Source organism: Streptomyces sp. AC550_RSS872 (genome assembly GCF_019049285.1).
GTDB lineage: Bacteria > Actinomycetota > Actinomycetes > Streptomycetales > Streptomycetaceae > Streptomyces.
Genome location: NZ_JAGMUL010000020.1, coordinates 75990 through 99389, shown reverse-complemented (window position 1 = coordinate 99389; position 23400 = coordinate 75990). Strand labels below are relative to the sequence as shown.

The 23400-nt window shown below is 70.6% G+C and carries 29 protein-coding genes and 2 pseudogenes; 23 read left to right on the top strand and 8 right to left on the bottom strand.

What is annotated here, in order from left to right; genetic code table 11:
- Positions 1-150 precede the first annotated feature (150 nt).
- The 6 genes from KUM44_RS09440 (at position 151) to KUM44_RS09415 (ending at position 6642) form a co-directional block, all read left to right on the top strand.
- Positions 151-972 carry a response regulator transcription factor gene (locus tag KUM44_RS09440; protein WP_217207381.1) on the top strand — a complete coding sequence of 274 codons (822 nt, stop codon included), beginning with the start codon at positions 151-153 and terminating at the stop codon, positions 970-972.
- A 147-nt stretch (positions 973-1119) separates the two neighbouring features.
- Positions 1120-1284 carry a hypothetical protein gene (locus KUM44_RS09435; RefSeq protein ID WP_217207336.1) on the top strand — a complete coding sequence of 55 codons (165 nt, stop codon included), beginning with the start codon at positions 1120-1122 and terminating at the stop codon, positions 1282-1284.
- Positions 1281-1445 carry a hypothetical protein gene (locus KUM44_RS09430; protein WP_217207335.1) on the top strand — a complete coding sequence of 55 codons (165 nt, stop codon included), beginning with the start codon at positions 1281-1283 and terminating at the stop codon, positions 1443-1445. Before KUM44_RS09435 ends, KUM44_RS09430 begins: the two co-directional genes overlap by 4 nt.
- 578 nt (positions 1446-2023) lie before the next feature.
- A complete protein-coding gene (locus tag KUM44_RS09425) occupies positions 2024-4864 on the top strand; it encodes a LuxR family transcriptional regulator (protein ID WP_217207334.1) in 2841 nt (946 codons plus the stop codon).
- Positions 4865-5086: 222 nt separating this feature from the next.
- On the top strand, positions 5087-5875 hold the full coding sequence (locus KUM44_RS09420; RefSeq protein WP_217207333.1) for a trypsin-like serine protease: 789 nt from the start codon (positions 5087-5089) through the stop codon (positions 5873-5875).
- Between the two features lie 119 nt (positions 5876-5994).
- The gene (locus KUM44_RS09415) at positions 5995-6642 is read left to right on the top strand and encodes a LysE family translocator (RefSeq protein WP_217207332.1); all 648 of its coding nucleotides are present in this window, start codon (positions 5995-5997) and stop codon (positions 6640-6642) included.
- A gap of 14 nt (positions 6643-6656) precedes the next feature.
- Here the strand turns inward: KUM44_RS09415 and KUM44_RS09410 are convergent, their stop codons facing one another.
- Positions 6657-7781, bottom strand: coding sequence for a winged helix DNA-binding domain-containing protein (locus tag KUM44_RS09410; RefSeq protein WP_217207331.1), 1125 nt, complete (start codon positions 7779-7781; stop codon positions 6657-6659).
- A 219-nt stretch (positions 7782-8000) separates the two neighbouring features.
- Here KUM44_RS09410 and KUM44_RS09405 point away from each other — a divergent pair, with 219 nt between their 5' ends.
- From KUM44_RS09405 to KUM44_RS45250, 3 genes and pseudogenes are all read left to right on the top strand, one after another.
- On the top strand, positions 8001-9161 hold the full coding sequence (locus KUM44_RS09405) for a magnesium and cobalt transport protein CorA (RefSeq protein ID WP_217207330.1): 1161 nt from the start codon (positions 8001-8003) through the stop codon (positions 9159-9161).
- Positions 9162-9409: 248 nt separating this feature from the next.
- On the top strand, positions 9410-9802 hold the full coding sequence (locus KUM44_RS09400) for a hypothetical protein (protein WP_217207329.1): 393 nt from the start codon (positions 9410-9412) through the stop codon (positions 9800-9802).
- A gap of 5 nt (positions 9803-9807) precedes the next feature.
- Positions 9808-10478 (top strand): annotated as a pseudogene (locus KUM44_RS45250) (nucleotidyl transferase AbiEii/AbiGii toxin family protein).
- A gap of 114 nt (positions 10479-10592) precedes the next feature.
- Here the strand turns inward: KUM44_RS45250 and KUM44_RS09395 are convergent.
- Positions 10593-10778, bottom strand: a pseudogene (locus KUM44_RS09395) (IS3 family transposase); the annotation flags it as partial.
- 40 nt (positions 10779-10818) lie between these two features.
- Here KUM44_RS09395 and KUM44_RS09390 point away from each other — a divergent pair.
- The 7 genes from KUM44_RS09390 (at position 10819) to KUM44_RS09360 (ending at position 14251) form a co-directional block, all read left to right on the top strand.
- The gene (locus tag KUM44_RS09390) at positions 10819-11379 is read left to right on the top strand and encodes a DUF5994 family protein (RefSeq protein WP_217207328.1); all 561 of its coding nucleotides are present in this window, start codon (positions 10819-10821) and stop codon (positions 11377-11379) included.
- Between the two features lie 4 nt (positions 11380-11383).
- Positions 11384-11608, top strand: coding sequence for a hypothetical protein (locus tag KUM44_RS09385; RefSeq protein ID WP_217207327.1), 225 nt, complete (start codon positions 11384-11386; stop codon positions 11606-11608).
- Between the two features lie 105 nt (positions 11609-11713).
- Positions 11714-11974 carry a hypothetical protein gene (locus KUM44_RS09380; RefSeq protein ID WP_030949326.1) on the top strand — a complete coding sequence of 87 codons (261 nt, stop codon included), beginning with the start codon at positions 11714-11716 and terminating at the stop codon, positions 11972-11974.
- Positions 11975-12057: 83 nt separating this feature from the next.
- Positions 12058-12327 carry a hypothetical protein gene (locus KUM44_RS09375; RefSeq protein ID WP_217207326.1) on the top strand — a complete coding sequence of 90 codons (270 nt, stop codon included), beginning with the start codon at positions 12058-12060 and terminating at the stop codon, positions 12325-12327.
- A gap of 478 nt (positions 12328-12805) precedes the next feature.
- Positions 12806-13294, top strand: a complete 489-nt coding sequence (locus KUM44_RS09370) for an Asp23/Gls24 family envelope stress response protein (RefSeq protein ID WP_217207325.1) — start codon at positions 12806-12808, stop codon at positions 13292-13294.
- Between the two features lie 36 nt (positions 13295-13330).
- Positions 13331-13522 (top strand): hypothetical protein, encoded by a 192-nt coding sequence (locus KUM44_RS09365; protein WP_217207324.1) that lies wholly within the window; start codon positions 13331-13333, stop codon positions 13520-13522.
- A gap of 282 nt (positions 13523-13804) precedes the next feature.
- A complete protein-coding gene (locus KUM44_RS09360; protein ID WP_217207323.1) occupies positions 13805-14251 on the top strand; it encodes a DUF5994 family protein in 447 nt (148 codons plus the stop codon).
- Positions 14252-14319: 68 nt separating this feature from the next.
- Here KUM44_RS09360 and KUM44_RS09355 read toward each other — a convergent pair whose 3' ends face one another.
- Entirely contained in the window at positions 14320-14718 is a 399-nt protein-coding gene (locus KUM44_RS09355) for a DUF5994 family protein (protein ID WP_217207322.1), read from the bottom strand.
- Positions 14719-14766: 48 nt separating this feature from the next.
- A complete protein-coding gene (locus KUM44_RS09350; protein WP_217207321.1) occupies positions 14767-15768 on the bottom strand; it encodes an acyl-CoA desaturase in 1002 nt (333 codons plus the stop codon).
- 314 nt (positions 15769-16082) lie between these two features.
- Here KUM44_RS09350 and KUM44_RS09345 point away from each other — a divergent pair, with 314 nt between their 5' ends.
- Positions 16083-16274, top strand: coding sequence for a CsbD family protein (locus KUM44_RS09345; RefSeq protein ID WP_217207320.1), 192 nt, complete (start codon positions 16083-16085; stop codon positions 16272-16274).
- Here the strand turns inward: KUM44_RS09345 and KUM44_RS45245 are convergent.
- Complete coding sequence (locus tag KUM44_RS45245) at positions 16246-16569, bottom strand: hypothetical protein (RefSeq protein WP_254389277.1); 324 nt, start codon at positions 16567-16569, stop codon at positions 16246-16248. The genes KUM44_RS09345 and KUM44_RS45245 overlap by 29 nt on opposite strands.
- 87 nt (positions 16570-16656) lie before the next feature.
- On the opposite strand from KUM44_RS45245, the gene KUM44_RS09335 reads away from it, so the two are divergent.
- The 5 genes from KUM44_RS09335 to KUM44_RS09315 all read left to right on the top strand — a co-directional run bounded on the left by KUM44_RS09335 (position 16657) and on the right by KUM44_RS09315 (position 20858).
- Positions 16657-17361, top strand: a complete 705-nt coding sequence (locus tag KUM44_RS09335; RefSeq protein ID WP_217207319.1) for a DUF5994 family protein — start codon at positions 16657-16659, stop codon at positions 17359-17361.
- A 10-nt stretch (positions 17362-17371) separates the two neighbouring features.
- Positions 17372-17647, top strand: a complete 276-nt coding sequence (locus tag KUM44_RS09330; protein ID WP_217207318.1) for a hypothetical protein — start codon at positions 17372-17374, stop codon at positions 17645-17647.
- A gap of 132 nt (positions 17648-17779) precedes the next feature.
- Entirely contained in the window at positions 17780-18091 is a 312-nt protein-coding gene (locus tag KUM44_RS09325; protein ID WP_217207317.1) for an STAS domain-containing protein, read from the top strand.
- A 234-nt stretch (positions 18092-18325) separates the two neighbouring features.
- Positions 18326-19567 (top strand): PP2C family protein-serine/threonine phosphatase, encoded by a 1242-nt coding sequence (locus tag KUM44_RS09320; protein WP_217207316.1) that lies wholly within the window; start codon positions 18326-18328, stop codon positions 19565-19567.
- A gap of 568 nt (positions 19568-20135) precedes the next feature.
- Complete coding sequence (locus KUM44_RS09315) at positions 20136-20858, top strand: hypothetical protein (RefSeq protein ID WP_254389276.1); 723 nt, start codon at positions 20136-20138, stop codon at positions 20856-20858.
- Between the two features lie 191 nt (positions 20859-21049).
- On the opposite strand, the gene KUM44_RS09310 is transcribed toward KUM44_RS09315, so the two are convergent.
- From KUM44_RS09310 to KUM44_RS09300, 3 genes are all read right to left on the bottom strand, one after another.
- Complete coding sequence (locus tag KUM44_RS09310; protein ID WP_217207315.1) at positions 21050-21409, bottom strand: ANTAR domain-containing protein; 360 nt, start codon at positions 21407-21409, stop codon at positions 21050-21052.
- Positions 21410-21449: 40 nt separating this feature from the next.
- On the bottom strand, positions 21450-21806 hold the full coding sequence (locus KUM44_RS09305; protein ID WP_030950091.1) for a PRC-barrel domain-containing protein: 357 nt from the start codon (positions 21804-21806) through the stop codon (positions 21450-21452).
- Positions 21807-22180: 374 nt separating this feature from the next.
- Positions 22181-22459: a hypothetical protein gene (locus KUM44_RS09300; RefSeq protein WP_217207314.1), complete on the bottom strand. Its 279-nt coding sequence runs from the start codon at positions 22457-22459 to the stop codon at positions 22181-22183.
- Positions 22460-22940: 481 nt separating this feature from the next.
- Between KUM44_RS09300 and KUM44_RS09295 the strand changes: the two genes are divergently transcribed.
- Positions 22941-23285, top strand: a complete 345-nt coding sequence (locus KUM44_RS09295) for a hypothetical protein (protein ID WP_217207313.1) — start codon at positions 22941-22943, stop codon at positions 23283-23285.
- The last annotated feature ends 115 nt before the right edge of the window (positions 23286-23400 follow it).

Sequence of the window (23400 nt, the reverse complement as noted above, 5' to 3'; positions counted from 1 at the left end):
GTCCTCCTGGTTACCGGACCTTGCCGGGCGGCTCTCTGTCATCGTGTAATCCGTGACGTGGGTCTCACTACCCCCGAACGGGGGTGTGCGCTCGGGAAACAGCGGTGAAAGGGCGAGCACGTGGCAGTGGACACGGCCGCATCGGTGGAGATGAGGAGCGCGCTGGTACGCCTGCGCCGCTCGACGGGACTGCCCGTCGCCTTCGGCGGCATGGTGGAGCCGGGGCGCCCGCGGATGCGCATCAGCGAACTGAACGGCACGGCGACCGGGTCCCTGAGCAGACTCGCGGTGACCGCCGGCAACGGCCTGGGCGGCAAGGCCGTCGCCCTCGCCCGCCCCTGCGCGGTCACGGACTACTCCGTCTCCCGGCAGATCACCCACGAGTACGACGCCGCGGTCGCCACGGAGGGCCTGCGTTCGGTGCTGGCGATCCCGGTCGTCGTACGACGCCGGGTGCGCGGTGTCCTGTACGGCGCCCTGCGCACGGCCCAGCCGCTCGGCGACCGCACGCTGACGGCGGCGGTGGATGCGGCGCGGGACGTGGAGCAGGCGCTGGTGGTGCGGGACGAGGTGCGGGGGCTGCTGGAGGCGGCCCGGCCGCGGACGGCGCCGTACGAAGACCGGGGTGCCGCCTGGGAGCAGGTCCGCGAGGCCCACGCGGCCCTGCGCGCCCTGGCCCCCCGCATCAGCGACCCCGCCCTGCGCACGGAACTCCTCGACGCCTGCGGCCTCCTGACGGAGGGGCCCACCTCCGCACGGGCCGACCACCGTGACGCCGTGCTACTGGCCCCCCGCGAAGTCGACGTACTGACCTGCGTGGCCGCCGGCACGACCAACGCGGTCGCCGCCGAGCGGCTGGGCCTGCGCACGGAGACGGTCAAGAGCTACCTGCGCTCAGCCATGCGCAAGCTGGGCGCCCACACCCGCGGCGAGGCGGTGGCGGCGGCACGACGGGGTGGGCTGCTGCCGTAGGGGCGGGACAGGTCGGCGGGGTGGTCGCGCGCACGGCGGACAGGGGCGCTGCCGCAGAGGCCGGGCGGAGTCGTGGCAGGCGGGGTGAGCGGGGTAGGTGCGGCAGGCAGGGGCGATGCGGTAGCCGCCGCGGGCCGGGGTGGCGGAGTGAACGCGACGGACCGAGGCACCGACGCGGACGCGGCCGACAAGGTCGACGCCGTACCCACGGCAGGCGGAGTAGAGGGTGTGGACGCGGCGGACGGGGAGGACGGCACGAACACGACGGACAGCGGCGCCGCCGCAGCCACGCGGACCGGCGCGGCGGCGTGAACACGACGGACCGAGGCACCGACGCGGACGCGGCGAAACGGGCCGCTGCCCTCCCCACGGCAGGCGGAGCAGAGAGTGTGGACGCGGCGGACAGGGACGACGGCACGAACACGACGGACAGCGGCGCCGCCGCAGCCACGCGGACCGGCGCGGCGGCGTGAACACGACGGACCGAGGCACCGACGCGGACGCGGCCGGCGAGATCGCTGCCCTCCCCGCGGCGGGCGAGGTAGGTATGGATACGGCGGACGGGGTCAACGGTGGGAACGCAGCAGGCAGGGGCACTGCCATAGCCGCGGCAGACCGGCGCGGCTTCGTGAACGCGACGGACCGAGGCGGCGACGCGGACGCGGTCGGCAAGGTCGGTGCCGTACCCGCGGCCGATGGGGTAGGCATCGGGGATGGGGCAGACAGCGTCGAAGGCTCGAACGCAGCAGGCAGGGGCGCCGGGGCAGCCACGGCGGCCACGGTCGGCGGCGTGAACACGGCGGGCCGGGGCGGCGGCATGGATGCGGCGGGCAGGGGCGTTGGCACAGCCGACGCGGAGCGGGCCGTAGCCGGTCGTCGGCGTGTGGTTCAGCACGCCCCGACGAGCGTCCATTCATTCATCGGCGCCTTGAATTTCTCCCAGACGATCGTGAACCCTCCACAGCTGTTATTTGCCTCACCATGTCGTCCGTCCGAATTTCAAAGATCCGTTGCCTAATATTGGCCCGGACACGACACACGGAGGGGAGCGGTGACCGTGCGACGGGACTTCAAGGAGCCTGCCAGATGCCGCCCCGACCTGGTCATCGGCAGGGAGGAACTGTTCACGGCGGCACGTGAGCAGCTCGGGCGGGGCGGCAGCGTGCTGCTTCACGGGCCCGCCGGAATTGGGAAGTCGACCGTCCTGCGGGCATTGGCCGGGGAATACGGCGGGGCGGCGCGCACCGTGCTGCGCTGCTCGCCCACGGAGTCGGAATCCCACCTTCCCTTCCTCGCCCTGGCCGACCTCCTCGGCCTGGTCCTGGACGAGGTGTCCGAGCGGCTCCCCGCCGCGCAGCGCACCGCGCTGGAGTCGGCGCTCACCGGCCGCGGCGAGTCCACCCTCCAGCGCGACGGCCTCGCGCTGCGCCTGGCCGTACTGTCCGCGCTGCGCGCCCTCGCCGCCACCGGCCCCGTCCTCGTCGTCGCCGACGACCTCCAGTGGCTGGATCCGGCCAGCGCCGAGCTCCTCGGTTTCGCCGCCCGGCGGCTCGGCGACACCCCCGTGCGCATGCTGTTCGCGGTCCGGACCGAGGGCCAGGAGTACGACCGCCATCTACGCGCGTCCCCGCCCGACACCCTCGCCGTGCGGCTGGGCCCCCTCTCGCGCGCCCAGCTGTCCGCCCTGCTCGACCACCGCGGCTACACCGGCCTGCCCCGCTCCACGGTCCGGGACATCCACCGCACCAGCGGCGGCAACGCCCTGTTCGCCCTGGAACTGGCCCGCGCCCTCGCCGAGAACCCCACCCCGCCCCGCCCCGGCGAGCCCCTGCCAGTGCCCACCTCGCTGCGCGCCCTGGTGCTGAACCGCCTGGAGATGCTGTCCGAGGAGGCCCGCCGCACCCTCCTCGTGGCGAGCGCCGGTGCCCGCCCGACGGTGGCTCTGCTGCACGCGGCCGGCCGGGACAACGCCGAGGCCGAGACCGCCCAGGCGGCCGCGCTCGGGCTGCTGGCGACCGAGCCCGAGGGTCCCGCCGTACGGTTCGCCCACCCGATGGTCTCGGCCGCGCTGTACGCGGAGGCGCCCGCGCAGGAGCGCCGGGCCGCACACGCCGCGCTGTCCACGGCGGCCTCCGACCCGATCGAACGCGCCCGGCACCTGGCCCTCGCGACCCACGGCACCGACCCGGAGGTCGCCGCCCGCCTCGCCGAGGCCGCGGCCCTGGCCCGGGACCGGGGCGCGCCGTCAGTGGCCGCGCAGCTGGGGCTGCTCGCCGCCCGGCACACGCCGGCGGACAGCGAGCCGAGCCCGGAAGTGGTGCGGCTGACAGCCGCCGAGGACGCGATCACCGCCGGTGAGCTGGACCTCGCCCGGGACATCGCCCGGGAGGTGCTGAGCCGTACGACCGTGCCCGAGGACCGGGTGCGGGCCTGGATCATCGTGATCGACACGGCGGGCCACGCCATGACGGAGGTCGACGCGATCTTCCCGCAGGCCCTGGCCGACGCCGGCGACGACCCGCGGCTGCTCGCCCTGGTCCACTACCAACTCACCTGGCGCGCCCTGCTCGTGGAGGGCGACTTCGACGAGGCCCGCGGCGAGGCGGCGTACGCGGCGGAGCTGGCCGGGCGGGCCGGCGACCGGTACACCGAGCTGATGGCGCTCGCCTTCCAGGCCCAGATCGAGACGCTGATGGGCCACGCGGACGCGCCCGCGACCATCCGGCGGGCGCTGGAGGAGCCGCAGGACCCGAGGGTGGCGTGCCATCACAACGGCGCCGGCTACTCCCGGTTCCGCTGGCTGATCATGAGCGACCAGCTGGCCGAGGCCCGCGCCACGGTCACCGCCCTGCTGCGCGAGGTGCGCAGGCGCGGGTCGGTCGAGAGCGAGGTGCACTTCCTGCGCGGGGTGGCCGAGACCGAGCTGCACTCCGGGCACTGCGGGCGCGCCCTGGACCTGGCCCGCGAGAGCCTGCGCCTCGCCCGTGACACGGGGATCGGCGAGGTCGCCTCCGCCGTGCTGACCTCGCTCGCGGAGGCGGCGGGCGGCGAGGTGGACCGGGCGCTGGCGCTGGCGCGCGAAGCCGTGGAGCACGCCGAGGAGGACGGCGACCAGATGTACGTCTCCCGTGCCCTGGCCGCCCTGGGGCACGCCCAGTTGGTGGCCGGGGACGTCGAGGCGGCCGTCGTGTCGCTGCGCCGGGTGCGTGAGGTGGAGCAGGGCCTCGGCATCACCGACCCGGCGCGCGGTCGCTGGCACGGCGACCTCGCCGAGGCACTGGTACGCAGCGGCGAGATCGCGGAGGCACAGGACGTCATCGACGTCACGCGCGAGGTGGCCGTGCGGCTGGACCGTGAGAGCGTGCTGGCCGTACTGGACCGCGCCGAGGCACTGCTGCGCGCGGCACGCGGCGAACGGGACGCCGCGGTGGCCCAGTTGACGTCGGCTCAGGACCGGCTCGGCAATCTGGGCTACAGCCTGGAGGAGGCCCGGGCCGCGTTCGCCCTGGCCCAGCTGCGCACCCGCACTCCCGGTCCGACGTCGTACGACGAGGCGGCCCGGCTGTTCCGCCGCTGCCGGGCCCTGCCCTGGCTGCGGCAGGTCGAGGCGGCCGCGGCGGCGCGTCCCGTGGGGGCGGCCGCCGCCCCCACGGTCTCGCCGCCGAGCGGTCCCGACGGCCTGGACGGGCTGGCCGCTCTGGACGGGCTCGCCTCGATGGAGCGTCAGGTCGCCGCACTCGTCATGGAGGGCGCGACGAACCGGGAGATCGCCGCGCGCCTGTTCATCAGCGTCAAAACGGTCGAAGCGACGCTGACCCGCGTATACCGCAAGCTGGGGATCCGATCGCGGGTCGACATCGTCAGACTGGCGGCGGGGCGCCGCACGACGTGAGTTCACCCGTCTTTGTCGGTCCGCGGAGGTTTGACCGAACCCGACCGAGGGTTTTCCCTGCCCAACTCCCTTAGGGGGTTCCCTCATTGGGAAGGGGAACTTCCGGGACCTACCTTGAGTGCGTGCCGCTCGCCGGGCACACGGGGGTCGGTCCCGCGGCCCCCGTGCACAACCCCCCACACCCGCGCGACCCCCCACCGGCAATTCCCCCTGAGGAGTCTCATGTTCGGGCTCACCCGTGCAAGAAAGACCGCCGTCGTCGCGGCGACCGCTGCCGCCGCCGCGACCGCACTGCTCAACGCCCCCACCGCCGAGGCCGCCTCCTCCCGCATCGTGGGCGGCACCACGACCACGACGACCGCGTACCCGTTCATGATGCAGATCACGGACGCCTCGCAGAAGCAGTTCTGCGGCGGCACGCTGGTGTCGGCCACCAAGGTCGTCACGGCGGCCCACTGCCTGGCCGGCGAGAGCGCAGGCAGCGTCCGCGTCGTCGGCGGCCGCACCTACCTCGACGGCACGAACGGCACCGTCGCCAAGGTCAGCGACATCTGGGTCCACCCGGACTACACGGACGTCACCGAGGGCAACGACGTGGCCGTGCTGACCCTGTCCACGTCGATGCCGTACACCCCGGCGTCGTACGTCGGCTCCTCGGACACCGGCGTGTACGCGGCCGGCACCACCGCCCGCATCATCGGCTGGGGCACCACCTCCTCGGGCGGCAGCTCCTCCAACCAGCTGCGCACGGCGACCGTGCCGACGGTCTCCAACTCCAGCTGCGCGAGCTCCTACGGGTCGGACTTCATCCCGTCCGACATGGTCTGCGCCGGACACACCTCCGGCGGCGTCGACACCTGCCAGGGCGACAGCGGCGGTCCCCTGATCATCGGGGGCGTCCTGGCAGGGATCACTTCCTGGGGCGAGGGCTGCGCCCAGGCCGGTTACCCGGGCATCTACACCCGGCTGACCACGTTCTCGGACGAGGTGACCGAACAGGTCGAGTCCTGACCGGGAACGGGTGAGAGACCAGGGGGCGTTGCGGGCCTCCACGAGCGGCCCGCAACGCCCCCTATCCATGTCCGCGCGCCCCGGGGTTGAATGGCCGCAATCGTACGGAGGTGATGGGCATGGTGTCCGCCGATCGGCTGCTGGCCTTCGCGGCCATGTCACTGCTGGTGATCCTGATCCCGGGACCCAGTGTGCTGTTCATCATCGGACGGGCGCTGGCCCACGGCCGCCGCACCGCGGTGGCGACGGCCGTCGGCAATGTCTTCGGCTCGTATCTGCTGGTGGTCGCGGTCGCGGTGGGCATCGGCTCGCTGGTGGAGCGATCCGTGGCGATCTACCTCGCGATCAAGCTGGCGGGCGCGGCCTATCTCGTGTTCCTCGGCGTGCAGGCTTTCCGGCATCGCAAGGAACTGAGGGTGTCGGCGACCGGACCGGCCTCGGCACGTCCGGCCCGCGGTGACCTGCGGACGGTCCTCGACGGCGCCCTGGTCGGCCTCACCAACCCCAAGGGCATCGTGTTCTTCGCCGCCGTACTCCCGCAGTTCGTGGACCAGTCGGCGGGCCGGGTCCCCATGCAGATGCTGGTGCTGGGCCTGGTCCCGATCCTGATCGGCCTGGTCACGGACACCCTGTGGGGGCTGACCGCGTCCGCGACCCGCACCTGGTTCGCCCGCTCCGACCGGCGGCTGTCACTGATCGGCGGGGCGGGTGGCTTCACCATGATCGGGCTAGGGGTGACGGTGGCGGTGACGGGCCGCGCGGACTGAGGACCTGTGCCCGACTACGCAATGACGGTCCCGAAGCGAATGTCGTAGGCCTCCTCCGGGTGCGTGACCTGAAGCATGCGCGCCGCTTCCTCGGTCACTTCCCTCCGCCGGGCCTTGGTGAGCGTGCTGAAGGGCTCGATGACGAGGGCGTCGCCGAGGATCCGCCACACGCCCGCGAGGAAGCCGTCGACGAGGAGCGGGCAGTAGAAGGTGTTGGCCTGCCAGGTGCGGCCACGGTTCGCGGGCGGGATCACGCGGGTGCGGTCGGCGTGGGAGAGGAGCAGGTTGTCGAACTCGGGCAGGAAGCGGGGCGGGGCCGGGGTGCCGGGGTCGGGGCGCGGGGCGTCGGGGAGGTCGAAGAGCTCGACGCCGTTCTCGTCCTGGAAGGTGAGCAGCCGAGGGCGGAGCCGTTCGAAGGCGGCGCGCATCCGGGTCAGCCCTGACCAGGTCTGCATGTCCCTCACGGAGGCCGGCCCGAAGGCGGCCAGATAGCGCAGCACCGTGTCGTCCGGGGAGGCGGCCGGCTCGGCGGGGCGGCCCAGCCAGTGCTCGGCGGTGGTGAGGGAGACCTGGGCGCTGCGGCCCCACAGCCCGCGTGGCGTGACCTGCACGAGGGGGAGCGCGCAGCGGGCGGCGATGGCCAGGGACTGCGGGTCCGCGTCCGGCCACTCGGCGCTGAGGGCCTCCCGCAGCTGCTTCATGGTGCGGGGCTCGGCCTCGACGAGGTCGCGGGCGACGACGGCGAGCCGGTCCAGGTCGACGCCGACGAGGCCCTTGCGGAAGAGCTTCACCTCCCGGTCCCGGACGGGCTGGACCAGCGGACGCAGGGTGAGGCTGTCGTCGGCGGTGTGCAGATGGATCGTCGAACGCAGGGTGACGATGCGTACGGCGCTGCGGTCGGCCAGCGGCCCGGCGAGGTCCTCGGGCGTGAAGCCGTCGAGACGGGCGGCGAGGGCGTAGTACGGCGGTTTGACCTCCTGGGCCTGGAGGCCGACGAGGTGTTCCACGGCCGCCATGGCGGACAACGGCGAGCGGCGCAGCAGGAGCTGCCGGTCGAGGGTGGCACGGTTGAGGGCGCGGGTGGTGAGGACGGGGCCTGTTGCGGCCACCGCTTTCGCCGCCTTGGTCGACTTCGTCATGCTCCGCACGCTAGTGAGGCTTGCGGACAGCTGCGGTCCGCAACTCTCACGGAATCCAGGATCGGCCGGCCCCGCCCTGGTCATTCGCCCCGTATATCCTGCTCCGAGATCACGCACACGCACACGCAGGCACAGGCACAGGCACACTCGCAGGAACACGCACAGACCCACTGACACGCACGTACACGTACTCGTCGTCTCGTCCGGGAGGCAGCCGCCATGTCCGAGCGACGCGCCCGCCCCGCCTCGAAGAACCCCATGAAGTCCGTGTGGCGCCGAGCCCTGACCCCGCCACGGCCCCCGGAGCCACCGCCCCCGGCCCCGTCGACCTCCTCTTCGGCAGCCGACTCCACCGAGGTGGCGAGCGTCGTGGAGGCGGCGTTGTACCAGGACGGCGTCCGGGTCTCCTCCCCCGCCACCCTCGCCGAGACCTTCCACGAACTGCGCGACCAGCCCTCCGGCATGGCCTGGATCGGCCTGGCCCGCCCGACCGAGGCCGAACTCCTCTCCCTCGCCGCGGAGTTCGACCTGCACCCGCTCGCGGTCGAGGACGCCATGGAGGCTCACCAGCGGCCCAAGCTGGAGCGCTACGGCGACACCCTCTTCGTGGTCCTGCGTGCGGCCCGCTACCTGGACGCACCCGAGGAGGTCGACTTCGGCGAACTCCACGTCTTCGTCGGCCCCGACTTCGTGATCACGGTCCGCCACGGCGCCGCCCCCGACCTCTCGGCGGTGCGACGCCGCATGGAGGAGACTCCGGAGCTGCTCAAACTCGGCCCGGAGGCGGTGCTCTACGCGATACTGGACGCCGTGGTCGACGGCTACGTGCCGGTGGTGACGGGCGTCCAGAACGACATCGACGAGATCGAGACCGAGGTCTTCCGCGGCGACCCCGAGGTCTCCCGCCGTATCTACGAACTCTCCCGGGAAATGGTCGAGTTCCAGCGCGCCACCCGCCCGCTCGTCGGCATGCTGCACGGCCTGATGGCCGGCTTCTCCAAATACGGCACGGACGAGGAACTCCAGCGCTACCTCCGCGACGTGGCCGACCACGTCACCCACACCAGCGAACGCGTCGACGGCTTCCGCCAGGCCCTCACGGAGATCCTCACGGTCAACGCGACGCTGGTGACACAGCAACAGAACGCGGAGATGCGGGCGTTGGCGGAGGCGGGGTTCGAGCAGAACGAGGAGATCAAGAAGATCTCGTCGTGGGCGGCGATTCTGTTTGCTCCCACGCTGGTTGGAACTATCTACGGCATGAACTTCAAGCACATTCCGGAGCTGGGCTGGACTTTCGGATACCCGTTTGCGATCGGCCTGATGGGGGTGGTTTGCGTAAGTTTGTACGTGATTTTCAAGCGGCGGGACTGGCTCTGAGTCCATCTTGCCGAGCTCAGTTCTTGTGCGGTCTTTGCTCTCGCACCGGTCACGGATCGGGCCGGAATCGGCTCTGGGGAGTCTCTGGGGAGAAGCGATGCGGGTGATCTCCTCTACCTGCCTCTGTTACGCCTCTGAGCAGCACTTTTGCCCTCCGTGAGCCGCTGGGCGACGGACACAGACAGTGACATTGACTCCTTGGCTGAAGCCACAAGCCCCTGCCCCTGTGCGGCCGCCATAAGGGAGGCATGGCCTCCCACCCGCAGCACACCGGACCCGGGCCGAGGGAGCTCTCGGGCGCAGACGCCGAGGACCTCGCGCTGTACCGGGAAAAGTTCCGGCGCCGTCTACCGGAGTCACTGGACGAGCTGCACGGACCGGCCCACGGCGTCGTGGAGCTGCCGCTGCACCTGGCATGGTCCGGGATGACCTCGTACGACCTGGACAACCCACGCCAGCGCATGGGCCTGTACAGCACCGTCCTGCACGAGGGCCTGCACGACGATCTCCCCCGCTACCTCAACCGGGATCTACTCCTCGAGCTGTGGCCCGTGCTGCGCACCCTCGTCGGCCGCACCGTGCGCACCGTGTGGGAGGACGCCTTCCCCGAGCTTGCCTCCCGTTCGCGGGCAGCCGCGTGACGGACATGCCGGAGCTGCACACGCGGCTCCTGGCGGATGTGTTCTCCCTCGGCTCGCCGTATCCCCTGGTCCTCACCGGCGGGTATGCCGTGAGGGCGCACCCGCCTCGTGAACCGACCCAGCCAAGACCTTGATGTCGCCACCGAGAACCCGGCGCCCATGGCGGACATCGCGGCCGCACTCTGCGCAGCGGCCTGACAGCCCGCGGCTGGAAGGTGCAGGCACTGGAGACCGCCCCGCTGTCCGCTCGCTTCACCGTGACGGACCCCGCCACCGGGCAGGAGTGCGAAGTCGACATCCTCAAAGAGATCTTCTGGCGACCCGTCGCCCAGAGCCCGTACGGACCTGTCCTCGCCGAGGAGGACGTGATCGGGACCAAGGTCCGTGCCCTCGCCGATCGCGGCGCGCCCCGCGATCTGATCGACGTGTTCGCCACTTCCCGCCGCTGGACAAATGCCGAGCTCGAGGAGTTCGGCCGCCGCCACACCGTGGCCGCTTCGAGCGCGAGGACCTCCAGGCGAACCTCACCGGCGCCGAGTGGACCGACGACGAAGCCTTCACCGCCTACGGCCTCGACCATGCCACCATCACCGCTCTGCGCACGTGGGCCGTGGAGTGGGCCGACGACCTCGCGAGCCGCCTCCTCGAAGAGTCCGACGACCCCGACATCGACTGAACACAGCCAGGCGAGACCCCATCTGTTAGGCCGCGAGCGTGCAAGCAGAACACATGACGACACAGGTCCGGGCCTCTGAGGAGGGACTGCTGCATGATCGGGTGACAGCAGGGTTTATGCAGCCAGGGCTGCGGGTGGGGCCATGATGGTCTCGTACTCGATGGGGGGCAAACGGGCCAGGCGCCTCTGGCGCCGCAAGCGGTGGTAGGTGCGTTCGATCCAGGTCACGATCGCGATCCGCAGTTCCTGCCGGGTGACCCAGGTGCGGCGGTCAAGGACGTTCTTCTGCAGCAGTGCGAAGACCGGCCTCCAGCAGGAGGCTCGGGGACAGGTCCGTGTCATGACCGCGACCATCGAACCTACGATCATCAAAGAGCGCCTGCCTTCGGCGTCGGCCCGGCTGTCCCTGGCCCCGACCGGCTCGGGTCCAGGTCTCCTGGACGGTGCCTGGTGGCCCCGCTCCCGTGATCTCCTCCGGGAGATCCCCACTCTGACGGACGCGCTGGACGCGTGCTGGGGCCGGATCACCCACGTCACCGTGAACCCGGCCCACTGGCCCGTCATCGCGCGTAGGGTCCCCGTCGCGGGGCACACGGTGCATGTCGGCTGGTTCGCCGACGAGCAGGACCCGAGGAAAGTGATCCTCCTCTCCTACACGGTGGGCCGCCTGGACCTGCTGGTGATCCCTCCGGAGACGGAGCCCGCCGCCGCCGGCCGGCTGATGGCAGCAGCAACCGTTCCGGGAGGTATCCGCACGGCCAGCCGTCTGATGGCCGACGAGGCCATGAGCCACGACGCGGCGGAGGCTCGGAGCCGGGAAGAGGATTGGGAGACCGACGGCGGAGCCGCTTGGGCGGCGGGAGCCTCGATCGGGATCTTGAGTTCCGCCCTGGGGAGGTGAGGATGTGGAGATAGCCGTCACCATCGCCGTGATCATCTTGGTCATCATCGTGGGAATGTTCCTGATCCACCGGCTCAATGCGCAGCAAGACGAGAGGATCGGGGCCTTCCGCTACAGCGACGCCCTTCCGGGAATCGGTCGGCGGAACCGAAAGAGCCCACGTGCGACCGCGCCGAAGGGTTCTCCTGCCGATGCCACCCGCCGTGAGCGTCGAGACGGGAGCCGCTGATGACGCAGACCGCTTCCAGCCGCGGGCGGGTATGGGGCGACGGCCGTCGCGCCCACCGACACTCCGCCCCTGATGCACGCCGTCCTGAATGAGCAAGGGGTCACCATGAAGGCACCGGAACTGCCGTCGGCCGGGCACGCGGAGGTTCGTATCGTCGCCGCGGACCCGGAGGCGGCTCGCCATGTCGCGGAGATTCTCCGCCGTTGTTTCGCCGCCACCGAAGCGCGCAGCTACCCCGCAGGCGCCGACGGCGGAACACGCCTCCACCTCACCGTGGACACGACCCGCATGGCGGAGCCGGTGCGCTCCTGGCTGCTGACCAGCCAGTCCTCCCCAGACGATCACACACAGCCGGACGAAATCTGAGGAGATGCCCCTCAGCGGGGGAAGGTGGATACCGCCCCAGACCTACGGGTTTTCGTCGGTGCCGGCACGAGAGGCAGGCGACCATGGCGACACTGCACCAGCGGCGGCACTACCGCGAGGCGATCATGAAAAGCCTGTACGAGGCCATCGAAGGCAATCGCCTCCTCGGCCTCACCGGGGCGCAGTTGCGCGAGGACGTCGCCATTCCCGAGGAGGACCTGGCCGCCGCCTGCACATACCTGGCGGCCGAGGGACTGATCCAGGTCGACTGGGCGCGAGGAAACACCCCCTCGATGGTCACACTGACGCACAAGGGAATCCAGCTCATGGAGTCCGAGGACAAAGGACAGTGACTGACACGGCCCAGGCCGCCCTCAGGGCTCCGGCCGGCCGCATGACGGCCATGTCCTCCCATATGACTGAAATGGTGTCCCGGACCTACCCTGGTGAGTGGGTCGGCGCACTCTCACGTGCAATGACCCGGAAGGGCGGCCCCGGTGTGTATACACCGGGGCCGTTGCGTCACCGGCGTCGTCGGGGCACTCGGCAGGGACACGCTCCACCTGCTGATCATCGGGGTGATGGTGCTCATCTCCGATCTTGTCCTCCTCGGATCGCGGACGGGCGCAGCCGCAGGTCCCGCGTCCGGTAGGGCGGTCCGACCGGCTGGCCGACCTGCCCTTCTGCGCGGGTCACCACCGCTGCCTCCTGGCGCAATGCCCGACATCGCTCACATGCCATTTGCCTGAGCGAGGTCGGGGCACTCGCCGTTAGCGTGAAAGGGAAGGGGCACGACAGGCCGCCTGTTGCGTCGGAAAGTGGTGACCGAAGATGACGGATACCGGACTGCCGAACCAGCCCGAGACTCCTCGCGCGGGGTCATTGGGCGAGCGCGGCGGGAAGAGTGCGGGGGTGCCGCACGGAAGCGATCCGGGGTCGCGCGGCCATACGACTATCGCCGACGGTGTGGTGGCGAAGATCGCCGGGATGGCGGCCCGCGATGTGCCGGGCGTCCATTCGATGGGCGGTGGGTTCGCCCGTGGCGTGGGGGCGATGCGTGAACGTATGCCCGGTGCCGGCGGGAAGTCCGTCACCAGCGGGGTGAAGGTCGAGGTCGGCGAGGTACAGACCGCGGTCGACCTGGAGATCGTCGTCGAGTACGGCGTCTCCATCATCGAGGTCGCGGGCGACGTCAGAGAGAACGTGATCGCTGCCATCGAGCGGATGACCGGTCTGGAAGTGGTCGAGGTCAATATCGCGGTCGGCGATGTGCATGTGTTCGACGAGGAGGAGGAACAACCAGAGCGGCGGCTCGAGTAATCGCTTGCCGGAGCGGGGGCGAGCAAGGAGCGCGCGATGGGTATGGCCGCGGTTGGCCTGTTCACCAGGATGGCTCTGGGCTCTGCCGGACACTTCGCCGGCTTCGGCGCGTCCTTGCTGGTGGCAGCACGGGATGCCATCGGGTTCGTCGCCGGACGGTTCGCCGACGGTGACGGGGAACTCGGCGACCTCTTCCAAGGCCGTGAGCACGGCAACCGTAGGCGGTGAGACCAGCCGCTCCTCGGAGAACGACCGCCGACGGAAGTGAGCCGACGTCCAGGAGCGGTCCGTTCGGCCTCTTCGGGGAGTAGCGTGAACTCATCGGGAGCACTTCGCACACCGGCTCCGATGCCGGTTTCGTTCCCGGTGAGCAACGACACCGGACGGCTGCCCTCGCGCAGAGGTGCAGAGGTCCGGAGACGGGTTCGCGCGATGTCCGCGACCACCTCTCATCCCCCGCTACGGGCCGTTCCATTCAGGGCCCCGACCGCGCGCCTCGCGCTGAAACCCGTGAGTCCTTCGCCAGGGCACGCCGAACTGGACGGCGCCTGGTGGCCCCGTTCACGTGACCTGGCACACGAACTCTCCGCTCTGGCGGACGTACTGGATCCGCTGTGGGGACGGATCACTCATATCGCCGTCAACCCACGTCACTGGCCGATCCGCCCTCGCAAGATCCTCGTCAACGGCCATGCGGTGAGGGCCGGTTGGTTCCCGTCAGGGCAGGATCCGCACAATATCCTGCTGCTGTCCTATACGGCGGGCCGCTGGGCCCTCCTCGTGATACCCCCGGAGACCAGCGCCCCCTCCGCCGCCCGGCTGATGGCCGCCGCGAGCGCGAACACCGGCCCGCCGACGACCGCGACCGCCCTCCTGACGGCGGAACAGGCCGGCGAAACCTCCTCGTCGTACGAGGCCGCCACCGGCCCGCCCGGCCGACTGGTGGCGCGGATGTGACCGTCGTCGTCGCCGACCCCGGCCGTCGGTGCCCTGATCATTCGCCGGGCAGTCCGTGGCAGGCCGGATCAGACGTGACCACTTGCCGCGGCCGCCATGAGCGGTTCCGCGGCCTCCTCGGCCGTATCCGGAGGCACGACCAGCAGGTCCCAACGCCCCCGGCCGGGGGCGAGCAGGACGATGGTGTGCGGGGCGGATGCCGCCACGGTCCTGCGCAGTCGTACGACCTGGTTGAAGACGAGCATCCGGCCGGGCACCGCGGACCACGCCGCCCCGTTGACGGTGACGCTGGTGATGTGGCCCCACGCGCGCGGCAACCCGGCGAGCAGCCGGGGGAGTTCGGCGAGCAGGTCGTGCGAACGGGGCCACCACGCTCCGTCGATGGGCCGGGGCATGCCCCCGTGGGGAGCCAGGCGCAGGCGGAGAAGGGGTTGGGACGGAGGAGGGGGTTGCAGCGCGGTGGTCATGAAAGCTCCTGTCGACTGCCGTGCGGCGGAGGAGGTGAGTGACCGGTGTCAGGCTCGGCGGGCGGCCACGCGGTCCGGAGTGGGCCAGCGCACGTCGTACACCCAGCCAAGGCGTTCGAGGAGGCGGATCACGGCGGCGGAGGGGTCGAGCTGGCCGCGGTCGACGCCGTGGCGGGCGCTGGTGGGGTCGGCGTGGTGGAGGTTGTGCCAGCTCTCGCCGAACGACAGCAGGGCCAGCGGCCACAGGTTGGTGGCCCGGTCGTGGCGCCGGGTGCGGAACGGGCGCTCACCGATCAGGTGGCACAGGGAGTTGACGCTCCAGGTGACGTGGTGGAGCAGCGCTATGCGGACAAGTCCCGCCCACAGCAGGGCGGTTACGCCGTGCAGCCATGTACCCCCGATGGCCCAGCCCACCGCGAACGGCAGGGCGAGGGTGAGGACGCACAGCAGGGGGAAGGCGCGGGAGACGGCACGGATGTCGCGGTCGGCCAGCAGGTCGGGTGCGTACCGGTCGGCGGGCGTGCGGTCGTTGCGGAACAGCCAGCCGACGTGTGCGTGCAGCAGTCCGCGCAACTGACCGCGCAGGTGCGTGCCGTAGCGGTACGGGGAGTGCGGATCACCCGGCCGGTCGGTGAAGGCGTGATGGCGGCGGTGGGTGGCGACCCAGCCGATGACGTCACCCTGGAAACTCATCGAACCGGCGACCGCGAGCGCGATCCGCACGGGACGGACGGCCCGGTAGCCGCCGTGGGTGAGGCCACGGTGGAAGCCGACCGTGACGCCGAGACCCGTGATCGTGTACAGGACGAGGGCGAGCACGATGTCGGCGGGATGGATGAGGCTCCCCCACAGCAGCCAGCCGGCGAGACCGATCGCCACGAACGGCAGGACGACGATCACCGCCGTCACCGTGACGTACAGACGCTCACCGCCGTCGCGCGCGGGCGCCGGGCCGTCCGGCGGGAAGGGGGACGTCCCGTCGTAACCCTGGGGCGGCGGGGCGCGGTGCGAGGGTGTGACCGTCGTGGACGTGGTCGGACTGAGTGGCATACGTGACTCCTCGGCCTGGATGCGGATGGCGCGGCCGGGGTCAAGGGCTGCCCATGAGATGGGAGTCGCGAGGACGGGGCCGGTTCGGACACCGGCATACGAAGAGCCCTCGCTTCCTCCACAGTACTCCCGCACGCTCCGAGACGAGGCGGGCCGGATCGCGTGGCCGCCGCGTTGACACGGACCATTGCCGGACGTTGACTGGCAGCATGGTGCAAGGCCATGCCACTCCGGAAGACACGGCGAAGCATTCCGCCTTCCCGCCTCGTCCAGCCCCCGCGAGAACCATCCACCGGTCAACAGCGAGGTCGGCCATGACCGTTTCACGGACCATCAGGAACCAGGCGCAGACGATGAAGGGCAGGATCACCGAAGAGCTCGGCCGGGTCACCCACAACAGGCGACTGCAACGCCGGGGCAGGGCCGACCGGGTCTCCGGAAACCTGAAACAGGCCGCCGAGAAGGCCAAGGACGCCTTCAGGCGGAACGGAAGCGGTCCCCGCTGACGTACGACCAGACGCGCGCCCAGCAGCCCGCGGGCCGAACTCCGGAGCCGGCCGGGCGCCGCGGCCCGGGCCGGAGCCGCTGCTCCCGTCTGACGAACAGGACAAGATCGTCCAGCGCCTCCGGCACGCCCTCAACACCTTCGCCGGCACCCCGCTCGAGGCGCTGGAAGAGGCCGAGAGCGGCTACGACGAAGCCACCGCCCAGCTCGTGAACGCCCTCGCGGAACGGCGGCGTGTCGTGCGAGCCGGCTGGCAGGACCGGGATCCCGGGACGCAGTCCGAGGAACTCCGGCACGCGCTGAGGCAGTACCGGGAGGTCACCCAGCGGCTGCTCCACATCTAGGCGGCCACTGCTCCCCGCTGCGGCGTTGCGCGGAGTAGTGTGGACAGTACCGAGGGCATTCCGCACACCGGCTTCCACGCCGGGTCGTTCTCGGCGAAAGATGAAACCCGGGCCGCCGCAGAGGCGGCCCGGAGACGGGTCCGCATCATGTCGGCGACCTTGCTTCCACCCCTGCCGCCCCCCGAGCCCGTCGCAGCCCCGTCCGCGCGTCTCGCGCTGAAGACCGACGGCACTTCCCGTGGACTCCTGGACGGCGCCTGGTGGCCCCGATCCCGGAATCTACTGAGCGAACTTCCGGCGCTCACCGACGTGTTGGACCCCTTGTGGGGCCGCATCACCCGCATCGCCGTAAACCCGAGGCACTGGCCGGTCATCCCCCGCAAGGTTCCCGTGGAAGGCCACATCGTCAAGGTCGGCTGGTTCACCCCGCAGATCGACCCCCACAAGCTGCTGCTGCTCTCCTACGGCACCGGCCGCTGGGATCTCCTGGTCATCCCGCCCGAGACCGGGGCGGAGTCGGCAGCCCGGCTGATGGCTGCCGCGTCCGACTGCGACGGCCCGCCACTGACCGCGAGCGCGCTCATCGCCGCGGACCATGCCCGGCACGGCGTCTCCGCGACCGACCAGCCACTGGACCCGGACGAGGCATGGGAGTACGAGGGCGGCGCCTCCGCGGTGTCCGCAGCCGTTCCCCGACAGACCGGTCCGCCCGACCGGGCCAGCCGACTGATCATCGGTATGTGAGGTGGCCGCCATGAACACCTTCCTGACAGTCGCCGCCTTCCTGGTCCTCATCGCAGCGGCGGCGTACGTGATCCACCGGCTCAACCTCCAGCACGCCGACAGAATCGCCGTGCACCGGTACAGCTCCCCCCTGCCCGGCCGCCGCGGCCGGGGCACGCCGCAGCCCCCGGTGGGACCTGTCCGGTCCGAGCCGCCTGTCGCCGGCGAACGGCGGGACCACCGCGACGGGGGTCGCGGCCGCTTCCCACCGCGCCGCAGCCGCAGCCGTACCACTCATCACAGGTGACCAGCCAGCTCCCGTCAGCGGTCTCGCGCACGGACCATCGACTCCACTCGTACCCACGCGTGTGCATTCGGGCCATGGACCCCGTGAGGAGCGGCCGGGCCCCATGAACCGAGGCATCTGAACCGAGGCGTCATGACTCTTCCGCAGCTGAACATCTACCGGCACGACCGTGGCAGGCGGGCACTGCTCACCCTGGCCGGTGAGATCGACCCGGCCACCGCACCCCAGGTGCGCGCCGCTCTGGAGCGGTGCCTGAGTGACGGCATCACCACCATCGACGTGGATCTGACTACCGTCGGCCGCTGCGACAGCAGCGGTCTGCGCGTCTTCATCGACGCGTCGCGGCGCGCCGCCGGGACCCACGCGTCCCTGCGGCTGCACTACCCATCCCCCCAGACCGCACGGCTCCTCGCGGACACCGGCTCCGATCTTCTGCTCCTGTGACGGCTCCGGGAGAGATGTGGTGCACAGCGGCACGGAGAGCCATCTTCTCTGATCATGTGTGACATGCCGTTCTCTGGCGTAATGGGCTGTTCGGAGTGACCGGCCGCGTCACTCTGTGCGGGTTGATCGCGGTCGTGTCAGGAGCCCGTGTGTCGGTGCGGGCGCTGGACTCGCGGCACGAGGTGAGCATGGACACGGCGGCCGAAGCCTCGACGACGCCGATGGGGTGCGGATGTGGCGGAAGGTGAGCGCCGACCCGACGAGGGCATGCTCGACCGGTCGGAAGGGTTCGGTGAGCGCCTGCTGGGGGTGCTGCTGGACCGGGCACACGAGATGCCGCCGCAGCTGATCGCTCCGCTGATCGCGGAAGAGGTGGCCAGGGTCGGTGGCCGCGACGTCTCGATCCTGCTGCAGGACTACGGCCAGCTGGTGTTGGTGCCGCTGTCAGGTCGGCGGCTGTTGGTCGGCGAGCCCGAGCCGATCGATGACTCTCCCGCCGGCACGGCCTTTCTGCACGCGACCACTATCGAGGTGCCGCAGTCCGACGGCGTCCGGATGTACCTGCCGTTGCTGGACGGCAGCGACCAGGTGGGAGTGATGGCCCTCACCCTGGACACCGTCGATGACGACGACCGGCGGCTGCTGCGCAGGCTCGCCGGCCTGGTCGCCGACATGCTGGTCACCAAGCACAGCTACACCGATCAGTTCTTCCGCGCCCGGCGCCGTGAACCGATGACCGTGGCCGCGGAGATCCAGTGGTCCCTGTTGCCGCCGCTGGCCATGTCCGTCCCGCAGGTCGAGGTCGCCGGAATCCTGGAGCCCGCCTACGACGTCGCGGGCGACAGCTTCGACTACGCCCTCAACGAGGACATCCTGCACGTGGCCATGCTCGATGCGATGGGCCACGGGCTCGACGCCGCCACGATGGCGACCGTCGCCGTCGGGGCCTACCGGCACGCCAGACGTGCCGACATCGCCCTGTCCGAGATCTACGCGTTCATGGACCGGGCCATCGCCGAGCAGTTCGGGCCCGACCACTTCGTCACCGCCCAGATGATGCGTCTGAACATCGCGACGGGCCACCTGCAGTGGGTCAACGCGGGCCACCCCGCACCGCTGCTGATCCGTGACCACCGGGTCGTCCGGCAACTGGCAGGTCCGACCACCCTGCCCGTCGGCTTCGGCGGTGAAGAGCCCCGGATCAGCGGGCACATGCTCCAACGCGGCGACCGCGTGCTGTGCTTCACCGACGGCCTGATCGAGGAGCACGAAGCCGGCGAAGAACAATTCGGCGAAGAACAACTCATCCACTGGGTCAACCGCATCGAACACACAGCGAAGGGAGTACGAGCGGTGGTGCGCTCACTCTCCCACGCCCTGAAGCAGCAACGGGGCGGCCGCACCACCGACGACGCGACCCTCTTCCTGATCGAATGGCGAGGGGGCGCCGCCGACCACCTCGTGCTCCTGGAGTGAGCCGACAACGGCGCCACCGAAGGCCGACGTCGCAGGACGGCAGCGTCCATATCCTGGGATCGGGCGGCTTCGGACCGTCCGTCACACGACGCGAGGACTACGCTGTTGTACAGACGTCCCAGACCCCGGCGGCACGCTGTTGCTGAACACAGATGGCTGCGGGGTGCGGACTCTTCGTCTGTCACCCGGCGCATCCCTGGAGGGACCTGGGTGGGTCCTCTGTCCTGCTGCGCAGGTTGTCGGACCGGCCGTTGCTCTGCCTCCGCCGAAAGTACGCCCCTGCCGGAGCGCGTCCAGGGGGCCGGAACTCCGGCCGCCGATGCCCGCCGGCGGATGGTCTTCCGAACCGAGGCGTCATGTCCCTCTCACAGCTCACCGCCCGCCGCACCGCCGTGACCTCCTGCGAGTGCAGCGGGCGGATCCTCGACCTCGCCGGCTGCGGGTTCCTGCTCCTCGGCCTTCAGTTCGGCCACCTGCCACCTCGCCCCGGCGACACCCCGGCCGCACCCCTTCCGGCCCTGCCGCACCGGTCTGTCCCACTTGCAGCTGTTCTCCCGGGAGATGTGCGATGAAGGCCGAACCAGGGCGGGGACAGACGCGGAAGTCGGGGGATGGCGAGCCCTCAGCCGTGGCTCCGGTGCGGTTGCGTCGGCTGAGCCGTTGGCTGGTGGAGGACCTGCGTGAGGATCTGGCGGGGCTGTATGTGGAGTCCCGCGCAACGCCGCCGGGTGATCCGTACCGCCGTCCCAGCCGCCAGAACTTCCTGAACCGCCTCATCACGGACATGCGCCGACCGGAATTCGCCATGGTGATCGCCGAGACGGACAGCCTGATGGGATGCGCCTTCGGATTCCCGGTTCGCGGCGACGGCTCCTGGTGGCTCGGCTTCGACGGAGCATTGCCGCGCAGCATCGAGCAACTCACCGTGTCCGGCAACGTCTTCGCGTTCGCCGACATTCTGATCCGGCCGCACCCACAGGACCGGGAACTCGCCCGTCGTGTGCACGAGCGGCTGCGGAGCGACCATCAGGCAACGCTCGGCGCCATCCTGGTGGACCGGGCCGATCGTCAAACCCTCGCTGCGCTCCGCTCCTGGGGTTGGCTGGACATCGGAGAGCTTCGCAGGCCGACGGACGCCACCACGTTCCGCGCGCTGGTGTTTCCCCTCAGGGAACGCACCACGGCGAGGCTGGAGGGCCTTGTCGGTGGCGTCGCTCACCGTGGGAGCCGTCGGACCGCAGCGCACTGGGGAGCAGCGACAGCGGCTCCCACGGGCGTGCCTCCGGTCTGAAGCACATCGGACGAGTTCCCGGGTAGTCCGCTTTCACACAGGGCGTCAGGAACAGACAAAGAACCGCACGACCGGTGTTCGAGATCCAAGGGGCGGGCTACACACCACAGGTGTCCGACGGCCGTCCTGGACGAAGGCACCGGAGAGTTGAGTTCGCCGCTCCCGGTGCCGTCCGCCGGCCGCGTGCGCCGTCATCTCGGGTCCACCTCGTGGAGGCGCCTCAGTGCTCGGCGCAGCTCCCGCTGTATCGGTTCCGGGAGCGCCTCGTCCGTCGTCGTGGCGACCAGAGCGACGGCCACGTCCCGGAGCTTGGTGTTGCAGTGCTGCGACACGTCCACCAGCAAGTCCCAGGCCCTGTCGCTGGAACACGGGGCCAGGGCCATCACCATGCCGCGTGCCTGGTCGATCGTCGCACGGCTCGACAGCGCCCGGCCCAACTGCGCGTTCCTGGCTCGTAGTTCGACGACCTCGGCCAGCAGAGCCGCATCCCCCGCCGAGGGCACAGCCGTCAACAGCCGCTGTTCCTCACGGGGCGGGGTCACCTGGTGCATGGTCCGTACCTCACAGGGCAGTCATCCCATCCACAGGTCGTCAGCGGCGCGCCAGTTGCCGTTCGCCGGCCGCACCAGGCTTGTAGGGCAGTCCGTAGTGCTTGAAGACCGCTTCCTCCTGCTCGGCGGGCAGCACGTCGTCGGTGCCGATCGAAGGGGCCTGCTTCACCAGCGTTCTTACATAGCCGACCCTGAGATAGCCCGGCCCGACGATCGCGTCGTCGAGAGGGACGAAGACCAGACGGTGCCGGGTGGGCAGTCCGGTCCGTACCGTGGCCATGGCCGGCTCATCGGTGGTGGTGTCCACATAGACCGCCTCCAGGACACCGATCTTGTGCGACTCGGTGTCGACGACATCGCGGTTGCGCCATTCTCGGACGTCGGCTGCGTGAATCATGACCTCTCCCTACTTGGACGACCCGCCTCGCCGCGTACGCTGCATCCGCTGCGGGAGCGGCTTGCCCTCCCAGGCGGCGACCAGGTCCGCGGCCACCTCCGGAAGTTCGGCGTCGCACTGCCCAGCATGTCGTGGGCCGGGTCGATGACCGCACGGCCTGCCGGCGCCTGCCGCAGCTGGTCGTTCTCTGCGCGCAGTGCGGCGACATCCCGTCCCGCAGGTGGGTTCCCCCACGTGGCCTCGACCCGCAGATCCCACCACTCCTCTTGGATCACGCTTGTGCGTTGCACGGCATACACCTCTCAACGATCAGAACGCGTCCGACCAGGCTGAAGCCATCCCCGGAACCTCAGGCTCCCGGGCCACTCCACGGATCACTTGCGGTTTTCGCGGTCCCGACGGTCCTCGCGCCGCCAACGTGCCCGGTGCTGACGGCTGTAGCGGCGGTCCCAGCGGTCCTGACGATCCCGACGCGCCTCGTAGTCCCGATAGTTCCCGAGATCGGAACCGTCGCCACGGATCCAGCCTCCCCCGCGTTCGCGGCCGTGCCGGGTGGCGCCGAAGACCAACACGGCCGCAGCAACCCACCAGATGGGGCTGATGAAGCCGAGGCCGAACAAGACCACGATGAGGATGAGGAGCAGCACGAACACGGTGGGCCTCCCCGGGAGCGGGACACAGCATCGATACCGGGGACTGGGGCCTCACCTCACAGCGTAGTCCTGCCGAACGGTTGCGGATACCGTGCGACGTCAGCGCGTCGTGTGCGGCATGAATGGCTGCTTGACGCCTGTCCGGGAACTGCGGCGAGGGCCGGCGTGCGACATGCCGCCCCTGCCCCCGGCAGCGTCGCACCGTCGGCACGCTTCCCAGAGGGCGAATCCTGCGCATCGGTGCCGGAACCCGCCACGTCACGAGCGAGGCCGTTCCCGTGCGCGCCCATCGTCACGCGATCCCGGTCGCATCCCGATGCGCCCCGGGCAGGCACCAGCTGCTGCCCGCCCGTGTCACACGCATCCCACACCAGGCTGTACACATGTACGCACTGATCCTTCCCGTTTCGCCCCAGAGCGCCTCAAGCGGCATGGCTCCCTGACGGAACAGCCGCTGTCGCCCGCGGTCCGAGAGCGCTACGTGACGCAATGGGCCGTCATCCAGGAGCAGTTCGTCGCATCACCCCAGCAGGCCGTCACCGACGCAGACGCACTGCTGGCGCGCATGGCAAGAGGCCGCGGCTTCCCCGACGGCGAGCAGTTCGAGGACCAAATCGCCGCCCTCTCCGTCCGCCACGCCCACTGCGTCCAGGGCTACCGCAACATGCACGCGGTGGCCCGCGGCCAGAGCAGCGCCGAGGAAATGCGGGAGGCCATGGTCGAAGCCCAAAGCCTCTTCGAGACTCTGGTCACCGAACAGCCGGCCTCCCCGTCCAGACCCACCCGCCGTCCCCCGACGACCAAGGCCACGCGCTGTCGGCACTGACCCGACGCCACACGAAGGGAAACGGCCCGTGATGACGTACGGTCCCGCAACAGGTGCCCTCATGCCGTCACCGCGCAGACCACACGACCCCTCACTGGCTCGACGGGGTGGTCTG

Excerpts from the sequence above, each read along its gene's own strand:
- KUM44_RS09390 (WP_217207328.1), top strand. The coding sequence starts at position 10,819 with ATGACCGCGACCATCGAACCTACGATCATCAAAGAGCGCCTGCCTTCG.
- KUM44_RS09330 (WP_217207318.1), top strand. The coding sequence starts at position 17,372 with ATGAACACCTTCCTGACAGTCGCCGCCTTCCTGGTCCTCATCGCAGCG.
- KUM44_RS09375 (WP_217207326.1), top strand. The coding sequence starts at position 12,058 with ATGGCGACACTGCACCAGCGGCGGCACTACCGCGAGGCGATCATGAAA.
- KUM44_RS09325 (WP_217207317.1), top strand. The coding sequence starts at position 17,780 with ATGACTCTTCCGCAGCTGAACATCTACCGGCACGACCGTGGCAGGCGG.
- KUM44_RS09400 (WP_217207329.1), top strand. The coding sequence starts at position 9,410 with ATGGCCTCCCACCCGCAGCACACCGGACCCGGGCCGAGGGAGCTCTCG.
- KUM44_RS09305 (WP_030950091.1), bottom strand. The coding sequence starts at position 21,806 with ATGATTCACGCAGCCGACGTCCGAGAATGGCGCAACCGCGATGTCGTC.
- KUM44_RS09380 (WP_030949326.1), top strand. The coding sequence starts at position 11,714 with ATGAAGGCACCGGAACTGCCGTCGGCCGGGCACGCGGAGGTTCGTATC.
- KUM44_RS09355 (WP_217207322.1), bottom strand. The coding sequence starts at position 14,718 with ATGACCACCGCGCTGCAACCCCCTCCTCCGTCCCAACCCCTTCTCCGC.
- KUM44_RS09440 (WP_217207381.1), top strand. The coding sequence starts at position 151 with ATGAGGAGCGCGCTGGTACGCCTGCGCCGCTCGACGGGACTGCCCGTC.
- KUM44_RS09345 (WP_217207320.1), top strand. The coding sequence starts at position 16,083 with ATGACCGTTTCACGGACCATCAGGAACCAGGCGCAGACGATGAAGGGC.
- KUM44_RS09370 (WP_217207325.1), top strand. The coding sequence starts at position 12,806 with ATGACGGATACCGGACTGCCGAACCAGCCCGAGACTCCTCGCGCGGGG.
- KUM44_RS09350 (WP_217207321.1), bottom strand. The coding sequence starts at position 15,768 with ATGCCACTCAGTCCGACCACGTCCACGACGGTCACACCCTCGCACCGC.
- KUM44_RS09420 (WP_217207333.1), top strand. The coding sequence starts at position 5,087 with ATGTTCGGGCTCACCCGTGCAAGAAAGACCGCCGTCGTCGCGGCGACC.
- KUM44_RS09405 (WP_217207330.1), top strand. The coding sequence starts at position 8,001 with ATGTCCGAGCGACGCGCCCGCCCCGCCTCGAAGAACCCCATGAAGTCC.
- KUM44_RS09415 (WP_217207332.1), top strand. The coding sequence starts at position 5,995 with ATGGTGTCCGCCGATCGGCTGCTGGCCTTCGCGGCCATGTCACTGCTG.
- KUM44_RS09365 (WP_217207324.1), top strand. The coding sequence starts at position 13,331 with ATGGGTATGGCCGCGGTTGGCCTGTTCACCAGGATGGCTCTGGGCTCT.
- KUM44_RS09410 (WP_217207331.1), bottom strand. The coding sequence starts at position 7,781 with ATGACGAAGTCGACCAAGGCGGCGAAAGCGGTGGCCGCAACAGGCCCC.
- KUM44_RS09310 (WP_217207315.1), bottom strand. The coding sequence starts at position 21,409 with ATGCACCAGGTGACCCCGCCCCGTGAGGAACAGCGGCTGTTGACGGCT.
- KUM44_RS09315 (WP_254389276.1), top strand. The coding sequence starts at position 20,136 with ATGAAGGCCGAACCAGGGCGGGGACAGACGCGGAAGTCGGGGGATGGC.